This is a genomic window from Candidatus Arthromitus sp. SFB-mouse-NL (genome assembly GCF_000709435.1).
GTDB lineage: Bacteria > Bacillota > Clostridia > Clostridiales > Clostridiaceae > Dwaynesavagella.
Genome location: NZ_CP008713.1, coordinates 403,120 through 422,613, shown reverse-complemented (window position 1 = coordinate 422,613; position 19,494 = coordinate 403,120). Strand labels below are relative to the sequence as shown.

At 30.0% G+C, this 19,494-nt stretch carries 24 protein-coding genes and 5 tRNA genes; 2 read left to right on the top strand and 27 right to left on the bottom strand.

All coding sequences use genetic code 11. The features are described from left to right. The 7 genes from SFBMNL_RS02075 to SFBMNL_RS02045 all read right to left on the bottom strand — a co-directional run bounded on the left by SFBMNL_RS02075 (position 1) and on the right by SFBMNL_RS02045 (position 2,108). Positions 1–76: transfer RNA gene (locus SFBMNL_RS02075), tRNA-Lys, on the bottom strand. Between the two features lie 4 nt (positions 77–80). Continuing rightward, positions 81–156: transfer RNA gene (locus SFBMNL_RS02070), tRNA-Gln, on the bottom strand. 6 nt (positions 157–162) lie between these two features. Further along, positions 163–238, bottom strand: a tRNA-His gene (locus tag SFBMNL_RS02065). An 8-nt stretch (positions 239–246) separates the two neighbouring features. Then, positions 247–320: transfer RNA gene (locus tag SFBMNL_RS02060), tRNA-Gly, on the bottom strand. A gap of 3 nt (positions 321–323) precedes the next feature. Further along, positions 324–399: transfer RNA gene (locus tag SFBMNL_RS02055), tRNA-Pro, on the bottom strand. A gap of 97 nt (positions 400–496) precedes the next feature. Then, positions 497–1,117, bottom strand: a complete 621-nt coding sequence (rdgB, locus tag SFBMNL_RS02050) for an RdgB/HAM1 family non-canonical purine NTP pyrophosphatase (RefSeq protein WP_242838774.1) — start codon at positions 1,115–1,117, stop codon at positions 497–499. A 13-nt stretch (positions 1,118–1,130) separates the two neighbouring features. Next, positions 1,131–2,108, bottom strand: a complete 978-nt coding sequence (locus SFBMNL_RS02045; RefSeq protein WP_042294306.1) for an AIR synthase-related protein — start codon at positions 2,106–2,108, stop codon at positions 1,131–1,133. Positions 2,109–2,209: 101 nt separating this feature from the next. Between SFBMNL_RS02045 and SFBMNL_RS02040 the strand changes: the two genes are divergently transcribed. Next, the gene (locus tag SFBMNL_RS02040; protein ID WP_042294303.1) at positions 2,210–3,589 is read left to right on the top strand and encodes a hypothetical protein; all 1,380 of its coding nucleotides are present in this window, start codon (positions 2,210–2,212) and stop codon (positions 3,587–3,589) included. Between the two features lie 37 nt (positions 3,590–3,626). On the opposite strand, the gene rbr is transcribed toward SFBMNL_RS02040, so the two are convergent. The 20 genes from rbr to SFBMNL_RS01945 form a co-directional block, all read right to left on the bottom strand. Continuing rightward, positions 3,627–4,181, bottom strand: a complete 555-nt coding sequence (gene rbr, locus SFBMNL_RS02035) for a rubrerythrin (protein WP_005806942.1) — start codon at positions 4,179–4,181, stop codon at positions 3,627–3,629. 71 nt (positions 4,182–4,252) lie between these two features. Next, positions 4,253–4,861: a YczE/YyaS/YitT family protein gene (locus SFBMNL_RS02030; protein ID WP_005806943.1), complete on the bottom strand. Its 609-nt coding sequence runs from the start codon at positions 4,859–4,861 to the stop codon at positions 4,253–4,255. A gap of 518 nt (positions 4,862–5,379) precedes the next feature. After that, positions 5,380–5,520, bottom strand: a complete 141-nt coding sequence (locus SFBMNL_RS08295) for a hypothetical protein (protein WP_158336020.1) — start codon at positions 5,518–5,520, stop codon at positions 5,380–5,382. 502 nt (positions 5,521–6,022) lie between these two features. Continuing rightward, positions 6,023–6,673 carry an RloB family protein gene (locus SFBMNL_RS02025; protein WP_005806947.1) on the bottom strand — a complete coding sequence of 217 codons (651 nt, stop codon included), beginning with the start codon at positions 6,671–6,673 and terminating at the stop codon, positions 6,023–6,025. Positions 6,674–6,678: 5 nt separating this feature from the next. Continuing rightward, positions 6,679–7,665, bottom strand: coding sequence for an AAA family ATPase (locus SFBMNL_RS02020; RefSeq protein ID WP_042294300.1), 987 nt, complete (start codon positions 7,663–7,665; stop codon positions 6,679–6,681). An 8-nt stretch (positions 7,666–7,673) separates the two neighbouring features. Continuing rightward, on the bottom strand, positions 7,674–8,273 hold the full coding sequence (locus tag SFBMNL_RS02015; protein WP_042294298.1) for a phage scaffolding protein: 600 nt from the start codon (positions 8,271–8,273) through the stop codon (positions 7,674–7,676). A 149-nt stretch (positions 8,274–8,422) separates the two neighbouring features. Then, positions 8,423–8,773, bottom strand: coding sequence for a YjcQ family protein (locus SFBMNL_RS02010; RefSeq protein ID WP_005806954.1), 351 nt, complete (start codon positions 8,771–8,773; stop codon positions 8,423–8,425). A 23-nt stretch (positions 8,774–8,796) separates the two neighbouring features. Next, positions 8,797–9,003, bottom strand: coding sequence for a hypothetical protein (locus SFBMNL_RS02005; protein WP_005806956.1), 207 nt, complete (start codon positions 9,001–9,003; stop codon positions 8,797–8,799). A 3-nt stretch (positions 9,004–9,006) separates the two neighbouring features. After that, complete coding sequence (locus SFBMNL_RS08520) at positions 9,007–9,279, bottom strand: ADP-ribosyltransferase (protein WP_255346738.1); 273 nt, start codon at positions 9,277–9,279, stop codon at positions 9,007–9,009. 20 nt (positions 9,280–9,299) lie between these two features. After that, positions 9,300–10,586 (bottom strand): minor capsid protein, encoded by a 1,287-nt coding sequence (locus tag SFBMNL_RS02000; RefSeq protein WP_255346737.1) that lies wholly within the window; start codon positions 10,584–10,586, stop codon positions 9,300–9,302. Then, positions 10,579–11,967 carry a phage portal protein gene (locus SFBMNL_RS01995; protein WP_042294295.1) on the bottom strand — a complete coding sequence of 463 codons (1,389 nt, stop codon included), beginning with the start codon at positions 11,965–11,967 and terminating at the stop codon, positions 10,579–10,581. Before SFBMNL_RS01995 ends, SFBMNL_RS02000 begins: the two co-directional genes overlap by 8 nt. 58 nt (positions 11,968–12,025) lie before the next feature. Further along, positions 12,026–13,267: a PBSX family phage terminase large subunit gene (locus SFBMNL_RS01990; RefSeq protein ID WP_042294293.1), complete on the bottom strand. Its 1,242-nt coding sequence runs from the start codon at positions 13,265–13,267 to the stop codon at positions 12,026–12,028. Further along, a complete protein-coding gene (locus SFBMNL_RS01985) occupies positions 13,264–13,566 on the bottom strand; it encodes a DUF2442 domain-containing protein (RefSeq protein ID WP_005806964.1) in 303 nt (100 codons plus the stop codon). Before SFBMNL_RS01985 ends, SFBMNL_RS01990 begins: the two co-directional genes overlap by 4 nt. Before the next feature lie 13 nt (positions 13,567–13,579). Next, on the bottom strand, positions 13,580–13,840 hold the full coding sequence (locus SFBMNL_RS01980; RefSeq protein WP_005806966.1) for a DUF4160 domain-containing protein: 261 nt from the start codon (positions 13,838–13,840) through the stop codon (positions 13,580–13,582). 15 nt (positions 13,841–13,855) lie between these two features. Continuing rightward, positions 13,856–14,287 carry a dATP/dGTP diphosphohydrolase domain-containing protein gene (locus SFBMNL_RS01975; protein WP_042294290.1) on the bottom strand — a complete coding sequence of 144 codons (432 nt, stop codon included), beginning with the start codon at positions 14,285–14,287 and terminating at the stop codon, positions 13,856–13,858. Further along, complete coding sequence (locus SFBMNL_RS01970) at positions 14,284–14,706, bottom strand: terminase small subunit (protein ID WP_042294288.1); 423 nt, start codon at positions 14,704–14,706, stop codon at positions 14,284–14,286. The genes SFBMNL_RS01975 and SFBMNL_RS01970 overlap by 4 nt, the downstream gene beginning before the upstream one ends. 513 nt (positions 14,707–15,219) lie before the next feature. Continuing rightward, complete coding sequence (locus tag SFBMNL_RS01960; RefSeq protein WP_042294285.1) at positions 15,220–15,588, bottom strand: DUF2442 domain-containing protein; 369 nt, start codon at positions 15,586–15,588, stop codon at positions 15,220–15,222. Positions 15,589–15,616: 28 nt separating this feature from the next. Next, positions 15,617–15,949: a DUF4160 domain-containing protein gene (locus SFBMNL_RS01955; RefSeq protein WP_081832569.1), complete on the bottom strand. Its 333-nt coding sequence runs from the start codon at positions 15,947–15,949 to the stop codon at positions 15,617–15,619. A gap of 34 nt (positions 15,950–15,983) precedes the next feature. Further along, a complete protein-coding gene (locus tag SFBMNL_RS01950; RefSeq protein WP_242838773.1) occupies positions 15,984–16,307 on the bottom strand; it encodes a hypothetical protein in 324 nt (107 codons plus the stop codon). A gap of 13 nt (positions 16,308–16,320) precedes the next feature. After that, a complete protein-coding gene (locus tag SFBMNL_RS01945; RefSeq protein ID WP_042294281.1) occupies positions 16,321–16,755 on the bottom strand; it encodes a YaaR family protein in 435 nt (144 codons plus the stop codon). A 142-nt stretch (positions 16,756–16,897) separates the two neighbouring features. Here SFBMNL_RS01945 and SFBMNL_RS01940 point away from each other — a divergent pair, with 142 nt between their 5' ends. After that, positions 16,898–19,483 carry a cation-translocating P-type ATPase gene (locus SFBMNL_RS01940; RefSeq protein WP_042294279.1) on the top strand — a complete coding sequence of 862 codons (2,586 nt, stop codon included), beginning with the start codon at positions 16,898–16,900 and terminating at the stop codon, positions 19,481–19,483. The last annotated feature ends 11 nt before the right edge of the window (positions 19,484–19,494 follow it).

Below are 19,494 nucleotides of genomic sequence, written 5' to 3'. Positions count from 1 at the left end.
TGGTGATTCGTCGGGGACTCGAACCCCGGACACCATGATTAAAAGTCATGTGCTCTACCACCTGAGCTAACGAACCATATTGGCAGGGATAGCAGGACTCGAACCTACGCATGACGGAGTCAAAGTCCGTTGCCTTACCAACTTGGCTATATCCCTATTTTATGGGGTGAATGATGGGACTCGAACCCACGACAACCAGAACCACAATCTGGCGCTCTACCAACTGAACTACATTCACCACACCTTTGGAGCGGGTAGTGGGAATCGAACCCACCTTGCCAGCTTGGAAGGCTGGAGTATTACCGATATACGATACCCGCAAATGGTCGGGGTGACAGGGCTCGAACCTGCGACCTCATGCTCCCAAAGCACGCGCGCTCCCATCTGCGCCACACCCCGATAAATTAAGAACCTAAGCAAATTAACATACTCAACGTGTCCTTACTTTCAACATAATCCATTGTATATCAATATAGTTATATTGTCAATATACATTTTAATGTTTTTTAAAACTATACTTAATTAAATATTTTCTAACCTTATTTAATGCAATATACCTATGAGATATAGAATTCTTATCCTCGCAAGAAACTTCCCCAAGTGTCTTTCTAAACACATCTACATAAAAAATCGGATCATATCCAAATCCATTTTTTCCTCTTTTTTCCTTTAAAATACTACCTTTTAATTCTCCTTCAAACTGTTTTTCTTCTCCCGATTCTAATATTAATGTTAAAACAGTCAAAAAACTTGAAGTCCTATGAGGATCATCTATATTCTCCATTAATTTCAAAACTTTATTATTATTTTCATCATCCGTAGCGTTATCCCCAGAAAACCTTGCACTCATAACGCCAGGTAATCCAGACAATGAATCTATAATGAGTCCACTATCATCACTTAATACACAAAAATTTTTATAACCAACTCTTAATAAATATTCATATATTTCTCTAGCCTTCTTATAAGAATTTTCATGTATTGTTTTACCATTTTCAACCACATTGATAAAAATATCTTCATCTTTTAAAGATACAATATCAAAATCTAAATCATTAAATATCTCCCTTATCTCTCTTACCTTATTCACATTATTACTTGCAATAATCATCTTCATAATTAAAACCTCCTTAAAACAAATAAGAATCCTCTATAGTGTTTACAATCTTGTTATTAATTCCATTATATTTTATGAAATAATTACCCTCATCTATAATTTCACCTATTACACTACATTTTATATTTTCCTTATCAAACGCCTCTAATATTTCATCCTTATATGTTTCATGCGATGTAAAAATCAAATTTCCAGAAGATATAAGTCGCAATACATCTTTATTTAACATCGAACATATCTCTCTTGTTAATGGGTGAACTTCTATATTTTCACAAAAAATCCTAAAACCATTTCTAGATGCATAGCTCATTTCAAATAATGCTCCAATAAGACCACCTTCTGTTATATCATGCATTGAACTTATATCGAAATTTCTAAGTATCATACTCTCTTTTCGTACGCTCAACCATTCTCTAAATTTTTTAATATCATCATAATAATCTAGACTCAATTTATCTTTAACTGTATCAAATAAAAGAATAGTTCCCTCTATGCCTAATGGCTTTGTAATAAAAATCAAATCCCCCTTTTTAGATGTTGATGTTCTTACAATATCCTTTTCATTTCCTGTACCTATGATAGTTGCAGATATTACTATATCATTAACAACATTTGTAACTTCTGTATGTCCTCCTAAAATTTCCAAATCATGTTCTATACACTCACTATTTATTTCTTCCATTAAAATTTTAAAATCTTCAATCGTCTTATTAGGCGGAATTAATACAGTCAAAATAATTCCATAACCATTTCCTCCTGTTGCATATATATCATTTGAATTTATTATCACCGAAAATCTCCCAATATCCTTTGAAGTAAATGTAATTGGATCTGATGATATAAGCATCAAATTATCTTTAATTGATTTAATATCAATAATACAAGTATCCTCTCCAATACCTGATGCTAACAACGTACTCTTTTTCCTTATTCCAGTATAATTCTTGATTATGTCATCAAGATCATTTAAATTCAATTTTCCCATTCTCATTTAAAACACCTCTGAAATATTATAACATACATATTAATTAAAATTTTAATATTAGTATTTTGTAAATACATAATACAATATAATAATTATGAGGTGATTTTATGGATCAAAATCATTTAGGAAAATTTTTAAAATTAAATTCCCTTGAATATCCCTTGATTGAATACCAACTATTCAATTTTTCCAAAGAAAGCTTAAAACAAATACTCCTAAGCTCAAAGTGTGGGGAAATTATAAATGGAAAAGAATTTAAAAATAGGCCACCAATTACAGATCTTTTAAATACCAAACACATATATCCACTTGCATGTTTATACAAAAAAGCTAAGCCAAAGATAAAATCTGAAAATAATATTTACCATTGGAAACAAGAAAAAATTAAAAAAAATATTGATATACTAAGCAATGCATACATGACATTATCTATTTTAAACCTAGCCGAATACTACGATAAAATAATATATAATGAAAAAAAACGAAACGATATAGTTAAATTTTATGTATCGTGTGCTAAATATCAATTAAATTACTATCTTAACAATTTTAGAAATGAACTTGGCTTATTCGTAAATAAAATTACATTAGATGATAATAAAAATAAAGATCATAATATTACATTTAGTTCATCTGATTCGTCTTTTGAATTTTCAGCTCAGGCATACTTAATGGTTTGTTTCTATAAATGTTCAGTCTTCTTAAAAGATACAAGCCCATATAAACTTCCATTTTTAAACTTTTCAAAAGAAATTGAAAATATGTTTATTGAATTTAAAAATGATATATTAAATTATCCCAACAAAAAATCTATAGAATTACTTCAAGCTTTAATTCTGTATATAAATGTGGATAATTGCACAAATACTGCAATTATCAGTTTATCCTTAGATATAGTAGAAAATTTCTTCTCCAAGTACTCGCTATCATCAATATCCACATATAATAAATTTTTACTATACAACGTCCTTATAGAGTTAAAATCAAGTGTATTAAAACAAAACAATGACGCATTCTCTGAACAAAAAAAATTAATTTCAGAATACATTTGGGACTTAGACGAAATATTTTTGGATAAAAATTTATGTAAAAACGAGATAATAGACACCTATGATATCATAGCTTACGAGCTATATCTTCTAAAATTTAATAAACATGAATCTTTAAAATTTTATAATGATGTACTCATACCTTCAAAAATCTTCTCATCGTTTCCAAACATTCCAAAAAATTATGAGAGCGAAAAATACTTTCAATTTAATTATAAAGCCGAAAATATTATACCAGATAAATACTTTAAACCGTCATTATACAAGACTATGAGCGAATGTAACCTGACCCCCATAGTATGTAAAAACATACACTTTTTACAAGATAAACATAAATTTTCAAAACCAAAAGTTAAATTCGATTCAAGAATAAACATGCGATTAATTTATCTAATGATATCAACATTAAAAAATATAATAATAAAAGCAACTAAGTAAGCAGAATAAAATTCTGCTTACTTAATTGCTCTTTAAATTAAAAATTATCTTGTTGCAACTGATAAAATGATTGTGGATGAGTACAAACAGGACAAACTTCTGGAGCATATTCCCCATGTTCTAAATATCCACAAACCCTACACTGCCATATAACATCTTGAGCCTTATAAAAAACTTCTCCATTTAATATGTTATTCTCAAGTCTTGAAAATCTCTTTTCATGAACATCTTCAATTTGGGCAACCATCTTAAACTTTTCTGCTAATTCCAAAAATCCTTCATCTCTAGCAGTATTTGAAAAATTTATATACATCTCTTTTGCTTCATAATGTTCATTCTTTATGCAAGTCTTTAAATTTTTAACAGTATCAGACAATTGTCCAAGATATTCACACCAAATTTCTGCATGTTCCCTTTCATTTAAAGACGTTTTATCGAATATAGAACCAATTTGCTCATAGCCTTCTTTCCTTGCTATATTCCCAAATAATTCATAGCGTACCCTAGCTTCGCACTCTCCCATAAATGCTTCCCATAAATTTCTTTCAGTCTTCGTTCCCTTAAGTTTATTTTTTATATCCATGTTATCCATAAATATATCTCCCAAAAATATATGAAACTTCAACTATATTATATGGATAACCATAAATTTTGACACAAAAATTATTTACTATTATATATCTTTCGAAATATATCAAACCCTTTATTTATAAAAAAACCTAAACATAAAGTATTAAAAATACTTCCTATACCTATTTTTGCCATAAACAATAACGAAAAAACTGCAAATATTAAATCCATTAAAATTTTAGCTTTAAAAATTGAAATATTAAACCTATTTTTTATGGACATAAATAAGAAATCATTAGGGTGAGGTGGATATCCTGGTTGAAGATATATAGAAATACCGATTGATAATATAAATACCCCAACAAAAAAAACTAAAATATTCATTAAAACACTATTAACTGGAACATCACTTATAAGTAAGTTCCAAAAATCAACAAAAAACCCAACCATAAAAGATATCAATAAACATTCAATTCTTGGGCGTTTTTTTAAAATAATACTAGCTACAATAATGGTAAATACTCCAACTATAAAACTAGATAACAATGCTGGAATATTAAAAATTTCAGAAATCCTTAGGAAAAGTGCATCTGAAAAGGATAACCCAAGATTTGATAAACTAATAATCCTTATACCTAAAGCTAATAAAATCATCCCACCAAAAAAGAATATTAAATCTCTTAAGTTTAATTTCTTAAGCATTTAGTATCTAACCTCCATAAAATATTCAGATGTAGTGCTATTTTACTCTACGCTTATCACATATAATTCTTAATAACTTACACTACGAACAAAACTGTATTTTTAACGAATCTAAAATATTTTAAATAACGTACCATGTTTCATCATAACTTATATTTATTTGCTCAATGTTGGCAAATTGCAGAAAATGCCAACATTTATTTCACTCTTAAATATTACCTACAATAGTTCAATATATTCTATGAGTAAATAAAATTATTAAGTAATACAATAAAAACATAACACTTCCCCAAATAAATAATATTACACAAATTATAGTAAGTCAAACATTGATATTTATAAAACCTCATCTAAAAGGTTTTATAATAACTTATAGTTGTTTACTCAATGTTTGCAAATAATAGTTGATGCCAACAAAAATAAAAGAGAGCTTAAGCTCTCTCTTTGATATTCTTATCAACTTCAATAATAATTATATTATTAACCCTCACTCTTATAAAAATTTAGGGCTTATTTAATTAATCAAATACAATTTCTTCTTCCACTTTATTATATACATCGATTCTATTCTCTACGTCTATTCTACTAACTATCCACCCTCTAAAATGACATTGCTGTATACATTCTTGAATTCTATTAATACCGCTAACCTTCCTCAATGTAACAATAACACCAAATTTTAAATCCTTACCATTTAATCGTTCCTTTATTTTTACACTTATTCCCCATAATCCATTACCTATCTTATTTTTTGCCTTTTTATTTCTGCCTTTTATAGTTTTGATATTTTGCCTAATATGTTTTACATTATCCCATTTCCTATATAATCTCCTAGCAGCTCCAAATCATTAATTAAAAACTTTACAGCGCTTAGTCTAATTTAGAACCTCTTTTTATAGCTTATATGATTCAACATAATTTATTGGTTTTTGAAATTGGTAAGCATACCGAAATCATTGTTCAGCCGTCAAGTTATGTACCCTTAGCAAATTCGATCTATCTCAACCAAGCATATATCCAACCTAAACATACATCTTATAAAAAACAATTAAGTCAAACAGAAATATTTTATAAATTGATGTATTGCTTTCTATTTAACTTAATTTAGCCCGCCGAATTTAATATAGATGATATTAAGATTATTATTAATTTATATTTAAATTAATAAATTTCACAATCCGATAATATAATCCTAACTATTTCATGTGTTGTAAGTGACGGATTTTTTCTATAATATCTAAATCCCTTATACTCCATTTGTTGTTCGTCTTTTTTTAGATCTTCCATTATTTTATCAGCTCTTTTAACAGCCTTTTTAACATTATCTAAAGTTATTTTACTAAGACATTTTTTAAAATTTGTTTCTTGTTTGAATGTATTTATCGATTCAATTTTTTCATTAAACTGCCTATTTATAAATTCCAAATAGTCTCCAATATGAATAACACTTCTTTTAAACATAGTCTTATGTAATAACATCCATAGTTCTATACTTAAATTATTATATCCTAATACAAATTGCATACCCTTTTTTATATTCCTGCAGCTTTTAATATTAGATAATACATTTTTCTTAAAATACTCCTCATTACCTTCATAATCATATACAAAATAAATCACGGTATTCAAAGAAATACTACTATTTTTCTTAATAAAACTAGAAAAATTATTTCTTATTACTTTAATGTTTATACTAACTTTATATTTTACATCTTCACATAAATTAATAAATTGTTCGAGCCTCTTAAAATATAACTCTTCATCTTGACCTTCAACTAAAATCAAATATTTTTTTGTTTGTTTCCTATCCATAAATATTAATTCTCTTGAGTGAAAATAGATGTAAAATTAATATCTTTAACCGCTCCATACATACCTATAAAATAATTTTCTGAGTAATCTCTAGCCTTACGTGATTTATCAATTCCTTTAAAATCTGACAAAGAATATAAAATACTATAATCCCCATCATTACGTTCTGCAAATTTTATTTCATCTCTTCTAAATACAGTATCCCTTAAAAATATTGGATTATGGGTGTTAAAAATCAATTGTGCATTTTTAATGTTAATTTCATAGTTATGGAAAATATTAATTATGTTTATAATAGCCATAGGATGAATAGATGCATCAAATTCATCAATAATTAAAGTTCCACCTTTTTTGATAATTAAATTTAATATAGGAAATAAATTCATAAACCTATTTGTACCATACGACTCAAAAATCACAGATTTTATAGCCTTTTTTTCTCCATTTGGTAAGGTTATAATGGAATATAAATCCTTGCTGTAATCACCTGTTTTAGTACTTAAATCATAAGTGTGCTTTTCAATAAATTCTTTGGCTGCTTGCTCCTCTATTGTACTTGTACCAACAGACATAGAAAAAATACCTTTAAGCATAGCTAACAATATATTTTGCTTAACTTCCATTTTATAATCTGCTATTTGCTTAGCAACGTTATCCATAAAATCAACGCCTGCAGTAATATTTTTGCTAAAGCTACGCTCTGTCCAACCATCCATCCTACTAGCAACAACAAATCCTTGAGAATAAGTTGATGTATTTGTAGATGTTATATCAGTAGCACCATCATTGTTTTGAGATGTTTGAGCACTTATCCTTCCGAAATAAGGTACTCTCGTATATAAAGATCCTGTTTGAGTGGATAATGATCTCGCTGCTTGCTCATTTGTTCCAACTGCAGCACTCCTTGCTAATTCATTTTTAGTCACATTTGGTATACGGTCTACATAACTACCAAATGCTTGTGGATTAAAAAGTTTTGAATCAAATCTCATAATACCTCCTAATTATTAAGTTTAAAATCTGGGTTATTAGACATATAAGACACTAACTCAGAGTACGTCATATTATTTACATCAACTGATTTAGCCTCAGCTGTAGATTCGACAAGCTTTACACCTTTAACAGACGATGTATCATTATTAGCAAATAAATAAGGATCAGATTTCTTAATTTGCTTAATCTGATCCTCTAACCCTTCAATATTTCCATCTTTGTCAAATTTAAATTTATCAACCCCATCAAGTAAAGCTTTAACAGATCTAATATTCCTCGCACCAAAACTAGATAAGGTCGAATCTATTTTTGTATCTACTTTAAGTTTTTGCATCTCTAATTCATAATGCTCAGCCTTCTCTTTATTTTCTTTTTGTAAAGATTCAATCTGCTTTTTAAGATCTTCAATATTACCTGTAGATTTCTTAAGATCCTCCAATTGTTTATCTCTATCTTTTACATCAGATTCAAATTTCTTCTTAGCACTATTAACTTCATCAAACCTACTTTTTGGTATATACTCTTTAAGTTCTTCAAGCGATGCAGCTTCACACTTTTTCGCTATTTCGTCATCTAACCCTAATTTTAAAAAATCATCTTTCTTCATAGTAAAATCCTTTCAAAATCATTTTTCACCTGGTTCAGTCCAGTTCTTTTTGTCTTGTTCTTTATTCGCCTACAATACCAAAAAGGCATAAAAAAACACTGCTGAATAAACAGTGTTTAAAAATCAATACCTAAATCAATTAGTAGTGTTTACAACCAAAATAATATTTCCCCCGCTTCTTTTATAAACTCTTTAGCTTTAGCAACAAATGAATTGCTCTCTAAAAATTCAATTCCTTTAGGCTTAATTCTGATATTTTTGTTAATTTTAACATTCTCATTGATATCACCTATATATTTAATTTTAGTAATTCCATCAATATATCCCTCTTTATATAACTCTAGAATTATGTAATTCCAATACGAATCTACTATATCTACCTTTATAACATCTCTTAGATTCTCAATGTCTACATATGTGCCTTTTTTCAAACAACTATACAAATAAGATAAAAGCTTATATACGATTACGTAATAATCATCTTTTGCCAAAACTACCACCCCAATACACAATCATATTTATATTACGAATCTCTCTTTTCTCTATGGATTATGGCAGGTGTCAGATCCTCTCTAGCCCAACGCTCTGCAAGAGTTCTAGGTTTGTATTCTTTCCCAAACTGCTCTCTATAAGCAGCCCTCCAAACCTCTTTTTCTTGATCATTCAAGTTGCTCCAGTTTTTCCCACATTGTCTAAACTTCCTAATAACATCAAACCAAGCTGTACTCATTTTCTATTTCTCCACTTCTAAAAATAATCTTCCAGGCTCTATCTTTAAAACTTTATATTTTAAATGCCTACTAAGGAGCAATTCTGCCTCATTACCCACAGAGCTATTCAAACCTACATAAATAGACTTAGTTTCTTTAGGCACTCTTATTTCCAACATAACAGTGTTGTTAAGTTGATCCGCAAAATCTTGCGCTATATATTCTAAAAACGAGGTACTAAAAAACATCTTAGGTTCAATAATATCCCCAACCCTTACACCTTTATAATAATCCATCTTAGTACCCCTGTAAACTATTATTCGTCTAATTTAAATCGTTCTATAGCACTATCAATATTTTTAACTTTATCCCAAATATCGTCAGATATATCGCCACTTTGGAGCGAGGCATTTATAACACTATAACCATCATCTGTATAAAATCCCAAAGCCCCCTCTTCGCTTATCTTAAGCACCTTATAACACATATTACTTAAATCCTGAAATCTGGTTAAATCATCATCGGTAAATCTCCTATACTTCTTCTCGGCTACTCCTATGTCTTGTATGCTAACTCCATCAACATATTTAACATACCATTCCCTGTAAGTCATATTCGCAGGAACATAATATACTGACTTACCATCATCACCACTTACTATTCGTTCACCAATCTCGTAATCGTCATCATAATAAGGTAAGATTACACTCCTGCAATTAGGATGGAAAGGAGGTGCATTTATACCAATAGACATATCCTTTGTATCAAATACCTTACCATCAAAATCTTGACAAACTAAGGATGTTTTATTATCAAGTACTGCTAGTATCGTATATTGCTCAGAACCAAGCTCCTTAAAGGCATCCCTCTGCGAAACTGTATGAAAAAACGCTAGCTCGGTCATCACCAACCTGCTAGCGTTAGCTTTAGTTGTATTAAATTTTTTAACAAGATTATTTATAAGATCCTTAGGAGGTTTGCCTAATAACACATTCTGAGTTAAATCAGCATGCAGCTCATTAATTAATTTATCCTTAGATCCCCATATTCTCTCAGAAAATATTTTACCGTCTTTAGCCCAAGGTTTAGATATTATTTTATTGAGTAGATTGTCATCAATCTCAGAAACCTTAAAACCTACATTGAATCCTTTTTGGATTTCAAATATACTCCGGTAATAATTCTCTGTAAATACCTTCCTCACCAAACTATCAACTAAATCAAGTTGATTGCCAAAAGCTAATTCAGCAGATTGTTGCATCCTAAGTTTTAAAGCTTCAAGTCGATTTATATGAAATCTAGCAGATGCGTTTTCTAGTTCCTTCATCCATTTCTGATTGATTGCATTTTCTCGTCCCTTTGCTATGTACTCATTAACATCCCACTTAAGTTCTTTAAGCTCTTTTGTATTTAGGATTCTCTTGGCCTCAACCATATCGATATTATTATTTTTAGCAAATCTACCATACCAAGACTCAATCTCTTTTTCTATCTCTCTTTGAGCTCTATCAAATGCAATTTCTATCTCTTTATAAGTTTCAACACCTATTTTATGGGATGCTTTTTCTAAGGAAAGAAATCTATCTTTCCAATAATTATTCATCCTCAAGAGTTTCTCCAAATCCAAAAGAATCTAACTCCATCTGTTTTTGCTCATCAAGTCTCCTAAGCTCTAAATCAACATCAGATATCCAAGGATGTTGAGATAATATAGTTTCATTGGATAAAATACCTATCGATTTAACACAATTATCAATTACATCGCTCTCAGATATTAAAATATCTCGATTAAAAATAATATCAACTATACTGCTATCGTAATTACCTAATCCCTTAAGTCCAAAATGTACATTAACAAACCACAATAATTCTTCAAGAGAGGCTTGGAACTCAGTTTCCATAGAGTTCGCATCTAATTCAATATCCGAATACATAGATAAAATATTCATCTGATTAGGAGTACCTGAGAGTCTTTCATCTTTAGCATCATAACCCATAGCATTCTCAATAATGGCTTTCTTAAACACATCTAAGAGTGTCCTATAATTATCTGCATTGATTTCAACCTGCAAGGCATCAACTCCACCACCATCAGCTCCAGACTCAGTCCTAACCTTAATAGCTCCGTAAGTAGCTAAGTTGCGTCTAAACTCTCCTAGATTTTCACCATCGTAATTTTTAAGTATTAGGATTGTATTTCTTGCGTCCTCTTCCATCTGATTTTGAAAATTAGATTCGATGAGATTAAGCCCATCTTGAAGGGTTTTGACCATTTTAATAAGAGGTATTTCTTTATGATTATATTTAAAAGATATGACAGGTATCTTATCCCACGTATAATGATTTTCCACGCCATCTACAACTCGTGTAAAATAATTATTATGATAAGGTTCAACGGGTTTTAAATTACCATTTGTATATTCATAATAATCAATCCCGTTAGAAGAATACACTTCCACTTTATCAACTGAACGATACATGTTATTTTCAAAAACCTCGATGCTAAAACACCTAATTAAATAGTCTAATTTAGTATGCTCGTCATCTAACCAATGCGGTATAACCTCATAGGGCTTAAATCTCTTAAAATTAAGCTCTCCAAGATCATCATAATAGACAAATAAAAAACCTAGACCGCAATTAAGGGCATCTTCGGCAACATTTTTCAAAATCCTTTGAAATCGTTTATTAAAAATAGTTTTAAGCAAACTCAAATATTTTTTATTGTCACATTCAAGAGTTAAAGGCTTGGCAACTAAATAATCAACCTTCTGGTTAACCATCTTTTTATACTGATTATCTACAATACGATTATTAGGTAGATTATCAACTTCTTTAAGATCTCCGTTATCCCCTATGACAGTCCTCTTACGCCTTAAAATATCATGATCTCCTCTATAATATCTCTCTCCATCAATCATTATCTTACGTTTAAGACTTGTCCTCCACCTTGCTATATCAAGCTCTACAATTCTTTTGTCCAACCAGCCACCTCCCCGTAGAAACTGATTATTGCATATTTTGTAGCAACCCTTTTTATTATTAATCAAAACTAAATATATCACCTCTTATAAACCCTTCTAGTGCGTATCTCATAGCATCCATCAAATGATTAAAATCATCAATAGGCTTATTAATCTTTTGACCTGTCCTCTTATCGACATCCCAAGTATAGTTGCTGATCTCAATCAAAAAATTCACACATTTGGGGTGTATTACAATTTTAAAACCCTGTATATAATCAATACCATTATTAACACTATCTCGACCTTTTCTAGCTCCTCTAATCCTATAGAGACCTAATACTCTAAGCCTATCAATAGATTTAGGTTCAGCACTATCAGCTATTATTCTTTCTTTTGCATACCCCTGTTTCAATATCTCATTATATATATCCTCATTAGACATACTCTTTTGGTACATCTCATCAAACACATAAATAATCTTATTAGCATTATCAATAAGTCCACAAAACAAAGCTGATGGATCGTTGGTGTAACCAAAATCTAATCCAAACGCTGATTGTATACCTGATATTTTTAGCACTTCATTCAAATCAAAACTCTGCTCTACCCAATTATCATATACAAGTCCATCAACTATACCCCACTCACCTAATCCAGCGACTTTATATCTTTTAGGATTATTGATCCTCATAGTCTCAAACACTCTTAAATCAGATTTATCTAGCCACTCATTACACATATAATTTGTCGTCATAGCTAAAATTTCATCATCCTTAGTATCAAAAAACCTTTTCTTAATCCAATGCTTTTCATTCCAAGGATTTAGTGTGAGAGTAATTTGTTTAAATAAAAAAGGAGCAGCATCTAAGCTACTCCTTATAGATTCATCCAAAACATTAAAATCATCTTCATTGCTGATCTCATAGGCTTCCTCAAGCCACATCCAACATAAATAACCAACCTCAACTGTGATCGATGTTACTTTAAATGGATCATCTAAACCTCTAAAATAAATCCTTTGCCCTGTAGGTATGTATATAATCTCCAAAGGACTCTCTTTAATATCAAAATAATCCTGTACACCTAATCTATTTATAGCCCATTTAAGCTCCGTAAAACACGAATCCTTAAGTGTCCTATAAGTTTTACGTACAACCAATAGATTAGCTTTAGGATGCTTCACAAGATTAACTATATAATACAACGCTGTAGTCTTAGATTTCTTGCTAGCTCTACTACCTTTAACAACTCTATACCGTCCTGTAAACTTCCAAAAATCCTTATACCCCTTACCTACAACATCTTTTAAAGATATCAAATTAAAGGATCCTCCACTATAGGAGCCTCAAAAAGCACTAACGGGTCAATGTCTATACAATCTCTCTCATCCCTATTGCCCTTTAAATCCCATGCAACTGTATCATTAAGTATAGTCAACGTAGATTTAAATACATTGATATCCTGCAAAGGCTCAAAAACTGTATCTTTGTTTAACAAATGCCTAACATCATAAAATCTAACAGATCCATCGTTGAAGTAAACATACAACCCGTAAGACTCATTGGGAAATACCTGGCACACTTTTGGATAAAAATATGTAAAATCTAAATCTTGCACAGCTACGCACCTCCTAAATAAGTGGATTTATACGATTAAGAGGTTTATCCTGTCTAGCCAACTCCCAATTTTGCATTAGCTCATCTCTATGTATCTCACACCAAGCAAGCACAAGTTTTAGTTGCCTATTAGGTATATATCCTTTATCTATAACCCCATTTTGTATTAATACGGACGCTTTATAGCCAGCATACTCAACATGGAAATGTGGTGGATTATGTTCATTCCAGTTCATTGTTATTCTTATACCATAAAACAAAGATATCTCCGGCATTAAATCAACTCCTTCTCACACGAGTATACCATATATATTCAATTCAGGTAAATGCTCGCATGTCCAAATACAACACATAATATTCCAGATATACGCAGCATGATGATCCTCATCATTATCACCCCTCATGTACTTAAGATAATGCCTAGTACCACTATCAATATACACATTAGCTGGTATACCTTTTTGCCAATTATGGTCTCCATATTTAATTGCACCTAAGCCAAACCTATGACTAACATCCAACAAAACATTATATATATCTTCATTCATCTCTAATTTTAATAAATCAATAAGATGCTCTACTTCTCCCGATACTTTAAAATTATGTATTAAATTTAAAGGCTTATCCTCTTTTACATTAATCACAATATCAAGGGGTATCAAATCGCATCTACCCTTACAATCATTGTCATCTCTTATAGCTCCACTTGCAAAAGTCCTCATAACTCCTCCTTTATAACAACAGGTATAACACTATCAACCTTAAGTTTATCATTAAACATCCCATATCTCCTACCAAGTAACTCAGCAGCTTTCAATCTTTCTCTCTCATCTGGAGGTTTACTAATTATATTGGCAGATGAGCATCCATCTCCAGTACCCTCAACAGCAACTACACAAGCTCTAGATTCGCCTCGCATAACAGACGTGAGATACTCAAGTACTTCTTCAAGTTCTGCTACTCTAGCACTCTTCATTTTTTGCATAAACCCCCCAATGCGTGATTTTATCTCAGGTTTGCTCAGCAGTTCACTCCCAATCGAATATACTGTCTTTTTACTATAACCTGATCTAATTGCCGCTTGAGTTGCATTCAAATCAATTAGATATTCAATTATAAATCTTTCTTGCTTCTTAGTCATACCTCACCTCCTCGTTATCACAAATTTTCACATTCTAATTATCTCACAACGCAAGATGGAAATGATGGGAAATTTACGGAACTTTTTTAATATCTTTACTAAAATCACATTCCTTCTTTATTCACTTAAATACAAAAAGTGGTACTTGCTTAATAGCAATACCACTTCATAAACTTTTTTTATTTTTCATACCTTTTTAATCTATATATTTATAATATTAATAAAGTCAACGGATTAAACATATTGTAAAATTGTATTAAATTCCTTATGCCTTTGAATTAAACCTGCCCTCAATATGACAAGACTCCCACCTTTATATCAAACTTATTCCTTAGGTTTTATCTCAAGCTCACAGTCCAAAGCTTCAGCAACTTTTAAAATCATATTGAGTCAGGAACAACCTTCTTAGTTTCAAACCGAGCTATAACTGACAGCGGCATCGACAAAACATCCGCAAGGTCTCTCTGACTCCACCTCCTTGCCTTTCTATGTACAATCAAGCAATCAATAAGTTCATCCATTACTTCCACCTTCATAAGGTATACTATCTATATATACCGCATCAGCACAAAGATCAACCACATTATCCCATACTTCATTACTATCAACTTCAGGGTCTACATCCCAACAAACTTTACTCCCATTCGATGAAAAATAAACCCTTCTGAAATTGTCCCACTCCATAAAAGGTTCAAAAACAGTGTCCTTCAATAAAAAAGGCTTGCAATCATATAATCTAATCGATCCATCATCATAACTAAGAGTCAAAGTATAATCCTTATTCGGATTCACAGAAATTATCTTTTTAATTCCTGAAGCAAAATATTCAGCCACTTTTCTTTCCATACCTTTAGACATATAATAGTGCACATCTTTACTCAAAATAAAACCTCCTCTATATATATATCCTCTATCTCAAAGGCTCTATTTTAAATAATGTTTTATTTTCTCTAGCTAATTCCCAGTTTTCGAGTAATTCTATCTGATGAAATGCCGCCCAACCCAAAAGCATTTTTAGTTGTAAATTTGGAAATTTTCCATCTCTAACTTCTAAGTTTAGAATATCAACACTAACTTCATAATCACTGTACGTAGCACGAAAATGTGGTGGATTATGATCATTCCAATTTATAGATATTATAATTCCTCTAAACCTACATATCTCGGGCATATCTTTAACTTCTTTAATTTTAATTTCTTTACACTTTATATAATAGCATATATGGCATAATAAATATTTCATTTACATTCAATGCATTAAACTTTTTTCTTAAGTCCTATCTCACACAATTTAATCGCTTTATCGTGGATCTAATGGGTTCTTTTTTCACTTCGAATAGTATATCTATAGATTTCCAAGGCTCAGAATTGAAATAAAGCTCAATTAAGACTATTCTATGCATATTATCATCCAAACCATTAATAATATCAAAAGCTTTTTTCTTATCTTCTAGTAATCCTTTAGATTTATCAATTATAGTTTTCCCCAGGTCAACATAATCATCTACAATGCTATAAATACCATCTATATCCTTACTACCGCTAACTCTCTCCGAAATGTTTGATGTCGAAATTTTACCAAAAAACTTTTCCTTATACAAATTAATTTAGAGATTATTTATAAACATCCAATATAAGTCCTTGAATTTCATCAATAGTTGTAACTATATATAAATTATCCTTCTCTTCACCTATAACTTGATTAGTTAGATCCTTAAGTTTTTGATCTATGATATCAACTGTTAAATAATATCTCGAATTAAATGCATCTGAAAACTTATTTAAAGAATATATATCATCAAGTACTTTATTTAAATACTGCTTAACCAATCTTTTATATTCAATAACATCATTGTATTCCTTAGTTGCAACCACCTTATTCCCCTTCTTTTTTATAGAGTCTAAAAGTTCCTTTAACTCTTTTTTAGACTTATCTGAAAACTTATTATCTATTTCACTGTTTAAATTATCAACCTTATTTCTATTTACCTTAATATTGCTCACTATATTATTTTTATTATCTTTAGATTCTAATCCAGATATCCTCATAAAACTATTACCTCACAATAATTAAACTCGTTTATTATGATTATCCTTTTTTTAATTTATATTTAAATTATTTTTTATAAACTAATAATTTTTGTACAAAATAAAATAATAATATTCTAAATACCAAACGGAGGTTAAAATAATGTGGCACTCAAAATCAATTGAAGATATATCAAAAACCCTAAATACAAATATAAAAACAGGCCTATCTAACTCCTGTGCCTCTAAACTTTTAAATGAAAATGGTAAAAACGAATTAACTGAAGGGTCAAAGAGGAGCCTAATCAAACTTATATTTGATCAAATAAATAACATTTTAGTCTACATTTTAATACTAACTGGTATAATATCATTTTTCCTCGGAGAGCCTGAAGAAAGTATAATAATATTCATTGTTATTATCTTAAACGCAACTATAGGAATCATCCAAGAAAATAAAGCTGAAAAGTCCCTTGAAGCATTAAAAAATCTATCATCTCCAAAAGCTATTGTTAAACGTGATAATAAAATTATTGAAATAAGTTCAAAAGATTTAGTGGTTGGAGACATTATTATACTTGATGCTGGCAGAATAATACCTGCTGATATTAGATTCTTTGAATGTGTGAATCTTAAAGTTGATGAATCTGCCCTAACTGGCGAATCTCTTCCAACAGAAAAAAACACTAATATAATCTCAAATAATGAATCTATCCCAATAGCAGATAGAAAAAATATAGGATATATGTCAACTATAGTTACATATGGACGGGGAGAAGGAATTGTAGTTTCAACAGGAATGAACACAGAGATAGGTAAAATAGCCTCTTTTCTAAATAACTCAAAAAATGAACTTACACCCCTCCAAAAAAAATTAAATATCCTTGGGAAAAATATTGGAATTCTTACAATTATAATATGTATTATCATTATGATTGTTGGGCTTATACAAGGTAATAAATTATTTGATATATTCTTCATCGCAATATCTTTAGCTGTAGCTGCCATACCCGAAGGTCTTTCTACTATTGTTGCTATAGTTTTAGCTCTTGGAGTACAAAAGATGATCAAAAAAAATGCAATCGTAAGAAAGCTCTCATCTGTTGAAACCTTAGGATCTGTCAATATTATTTGTTCAGATAAAACTGGAACACTTACCGTAAATAAAATGACAGTTATAGAATATTTCATAAATAATTCAAAGTTTGACGCTCGAGAGTTTAAAAATGATGATAACACCAAAAAATTATTTATAAGAAGTATGACTCTATGTAATGATGCAAGTTACTCTAACGATGAAGAGGTAGGTGATCCTACAGAAATTGCACTTCTTAAATTCGCTGGCAAAAATATAGAAAATGATACCTTCAAAAGAATACGAGAGATACCATTTGACTCCGATAGAAAATTAATGACTACAGTAAACAATATTCATGATATTTTCTACTCATTTACAAAAGGGGCACTCGATAATCTTCTTAATCTATGTGATAAAATTTCCATAAAAGGTGAAATCGTAGAATTAACTGATGATATAAGAAACAACATACTAAATACAGCCGAAGAAATGGCAAATAGTGCATTAAGAACCCTTGCATTTGCATACAAAGAAATTATAAATTTAACTAAAGATAATTATGAAAATAACCTAATATTCCTTGGAATGGTTGGAATGATCGATCCTCCTAGAAAAGAGGTCAAACAATCCATAGAAATTGCAAAAAGATCAGGAATAAAAACAATTATGATTACCGGTGATCATAAAAATACAGCTTTTGCCATTGGCAAAGAACTTAATATAGCCAATGATATTAGTGAGACTATGCTTGGATCTGAAATAGATAAACTAACAGATGATGAATTAAATAATAAAATTAAAAACGTAACTATATTTGCGCGGGTTTCTCCAGAACATAAAGTTAAGATCGTTAGGGCTCTAAAATCAGTTGGAAATATAGTATCTATGACTGGAGATGGAGTAAATGATGCACCTTCACTTAAAATGGCCGATGTTGGTATCGCTATGGGTATAACTGGAACGGATGTTTGTAAAAACGCATCGGATATTATACTTACAGATGATAATTTTAAAACTATAATTACAGCAGTTGAAGAAGGAAGAAACATATTTAACAACATAAAAAAATCTATAATATTTCTATTAACATGTAATCTTGGAGAAATATTAACAATTTTTATATCAATTTTATTTAAATTTCCAGTACCATTAAGTCCTATACATTTATTATGGATAAATCTAATAACAGATTCTCTACCTGCTCTTAGCCTTGGCGTTGATACTTACGACAAAAATATAATGAATAATAAACCCAGAAAAGGTAACAAAAATTTGATTTCAAAATCAAATATAATTAAACTAATCTTAAATGGATTCATAATTGGAATTGTAAGTATAACATCCTTCTTAACTAGATATAAAAAAGTAAATCTCATATATGCCCAAAGTATGGCATTCATAGTTTTATCATTTTCTCAATTATTCCTATCTTTAAGCATACGCTCTGAAAAAGAATATTTATTTAAGATAGGATTATTTTCAAATATGAAACTCATTTACTCAATATTACTTGGGGTAATTATACAGATAATTTTAATAAAAATCCCATCATTTAATTCATTCTTCAACACTCAAAATCTAAGCACAAATGATTGGATTATATCAATAATCTTATCTTTAATACCATTTATAATAAGCGAATTATTAAAAGCTTTTACCCATAAAAAATAAAAGAGAGTAAG

Excerpts from the sequence above, each read along its gene's own strand:
- rdgB (WP_242838774.1), bottom strand. The coding sequence starts at position 1,117 with ATGAAGATGATTATTGCAAGTAATAATGTGAATAAGGTAAGAGAGATA.
- SFBMNL_RS02045 (WP_042294306.1), bottom strand. The coding sequence starts at position 2,108 with ATGAGAATGGGAAAATTGAATTTAAATGATCTTGATGACATAATCAAG.
- SFBMNL_RS02040 (WP_042294303.1), top strand. The coding sequence starts at position 2,210 with ATGGATCAAAATCATTTAGGAAAATTTTTAAAATTAAATTCCCTTGAA.
- rbr (WP_005806942.1), bottom strand. The coding sequence starts at position 4,181 with ATGGATAACATGGATATAAAAAATAAACTTAAGGGAACGAAGACTGAA.
- SFBMNL_RS02030 (WP_005806943.1), bottom strand. The coding sequence starts at position 4,861 with ATGCTTAAGAAATTAAACTTAAGAGATTTAATATTCTTTTTTGGTGGG.
- SFBMNL_RS02025 (WP_005806947.1), bottom strand. The coding sequence starts at position 6,673 with ATGGATAGGAAACAAACAAAAAAATATTTGATTTTAGTTGAAGGTCAA.
- SFBMNL_RS02020 (WP_042294300.1), bottom strand. The coding sequence starts at position 7,665 with ATGAGATTTGATTCAAAACTTTTTAATCCACAAGCATTTGGTAGTTAT.
- SFBMNL_RS02015 (WP_042294298.1), bottom strand. The coding sequence starts at position 8,273 with ATGAAGAAAGATGATTTTTTAAAATTAGGGTTAGATGACGAAATAGCG.
- SFBMNL_RS02005 (WP_005806956.1), bottom strand. The coding sequence starts at position 9,003 with ATGAGTACAGCTTGGTTTGATGTTATTAGGAAGTTTAGACAATGTGGG.
- SFBMNL_RS08520 (WP_255346738.1), bottom strand. The coding sequence starts at position 9,279 with ATGGATTATTATAAAGGTGTAAGGGTTGGGGATATTATTGAACCTAAG.
- SFBMNL_RS02000 (WP_255346737.1), bottom strand. The coding sequence starts at position 10,586 with ATGAATAATTATTGGAAAGATAGATTTCTTTCCTTAGAAAAAGCATCC.
- SFBMNL_RS01980 (WP_005806966.1), bottom strand. The coding sequence starts at position 13,840 with ATGCCGGAGATATCTTTGTTTTATGGTATAAGAATAACAATGAACTGG.
- SFBMNL_RS01975 (WP_042294290.1), bottom strand. The coding sequence starts at position 14,287 with ATGAGGACTTTTGCAAGTGGAGCTATAAGAGATGACAATGATTGTAAG.
- SFBMNL_RS01970 (WP_042294288.1), bottom strand. The coding sequence starts at position 14,706 with ATGACTAAGAAGCAAGAAAGATTTATAATTGAATATCTAATTGATTTG.
- SFBMNL_RS01955 (WP_081832569.1), bottom strand. The coding sequence starts at position 15,949 with ATGAAATATTTATTATGCCATATATGCTATTATATAAAGTGTAAAGAA.
- SFBMNL_RS01945 (WP_042294281.1), bottom strand. The coding sequence starts at position 16,755 with ATGAGGATATCTGGATTAGAATCTAAAGATAATAAAAATAATATAGTG.
- SFBMNL_RS01940 (WP_042294279.1), top strand. The coding sequence starts at position 16,898 with ATGTGGCACTCAAAATCAATTGAAGATATATCAAAAACCCTAAATACA.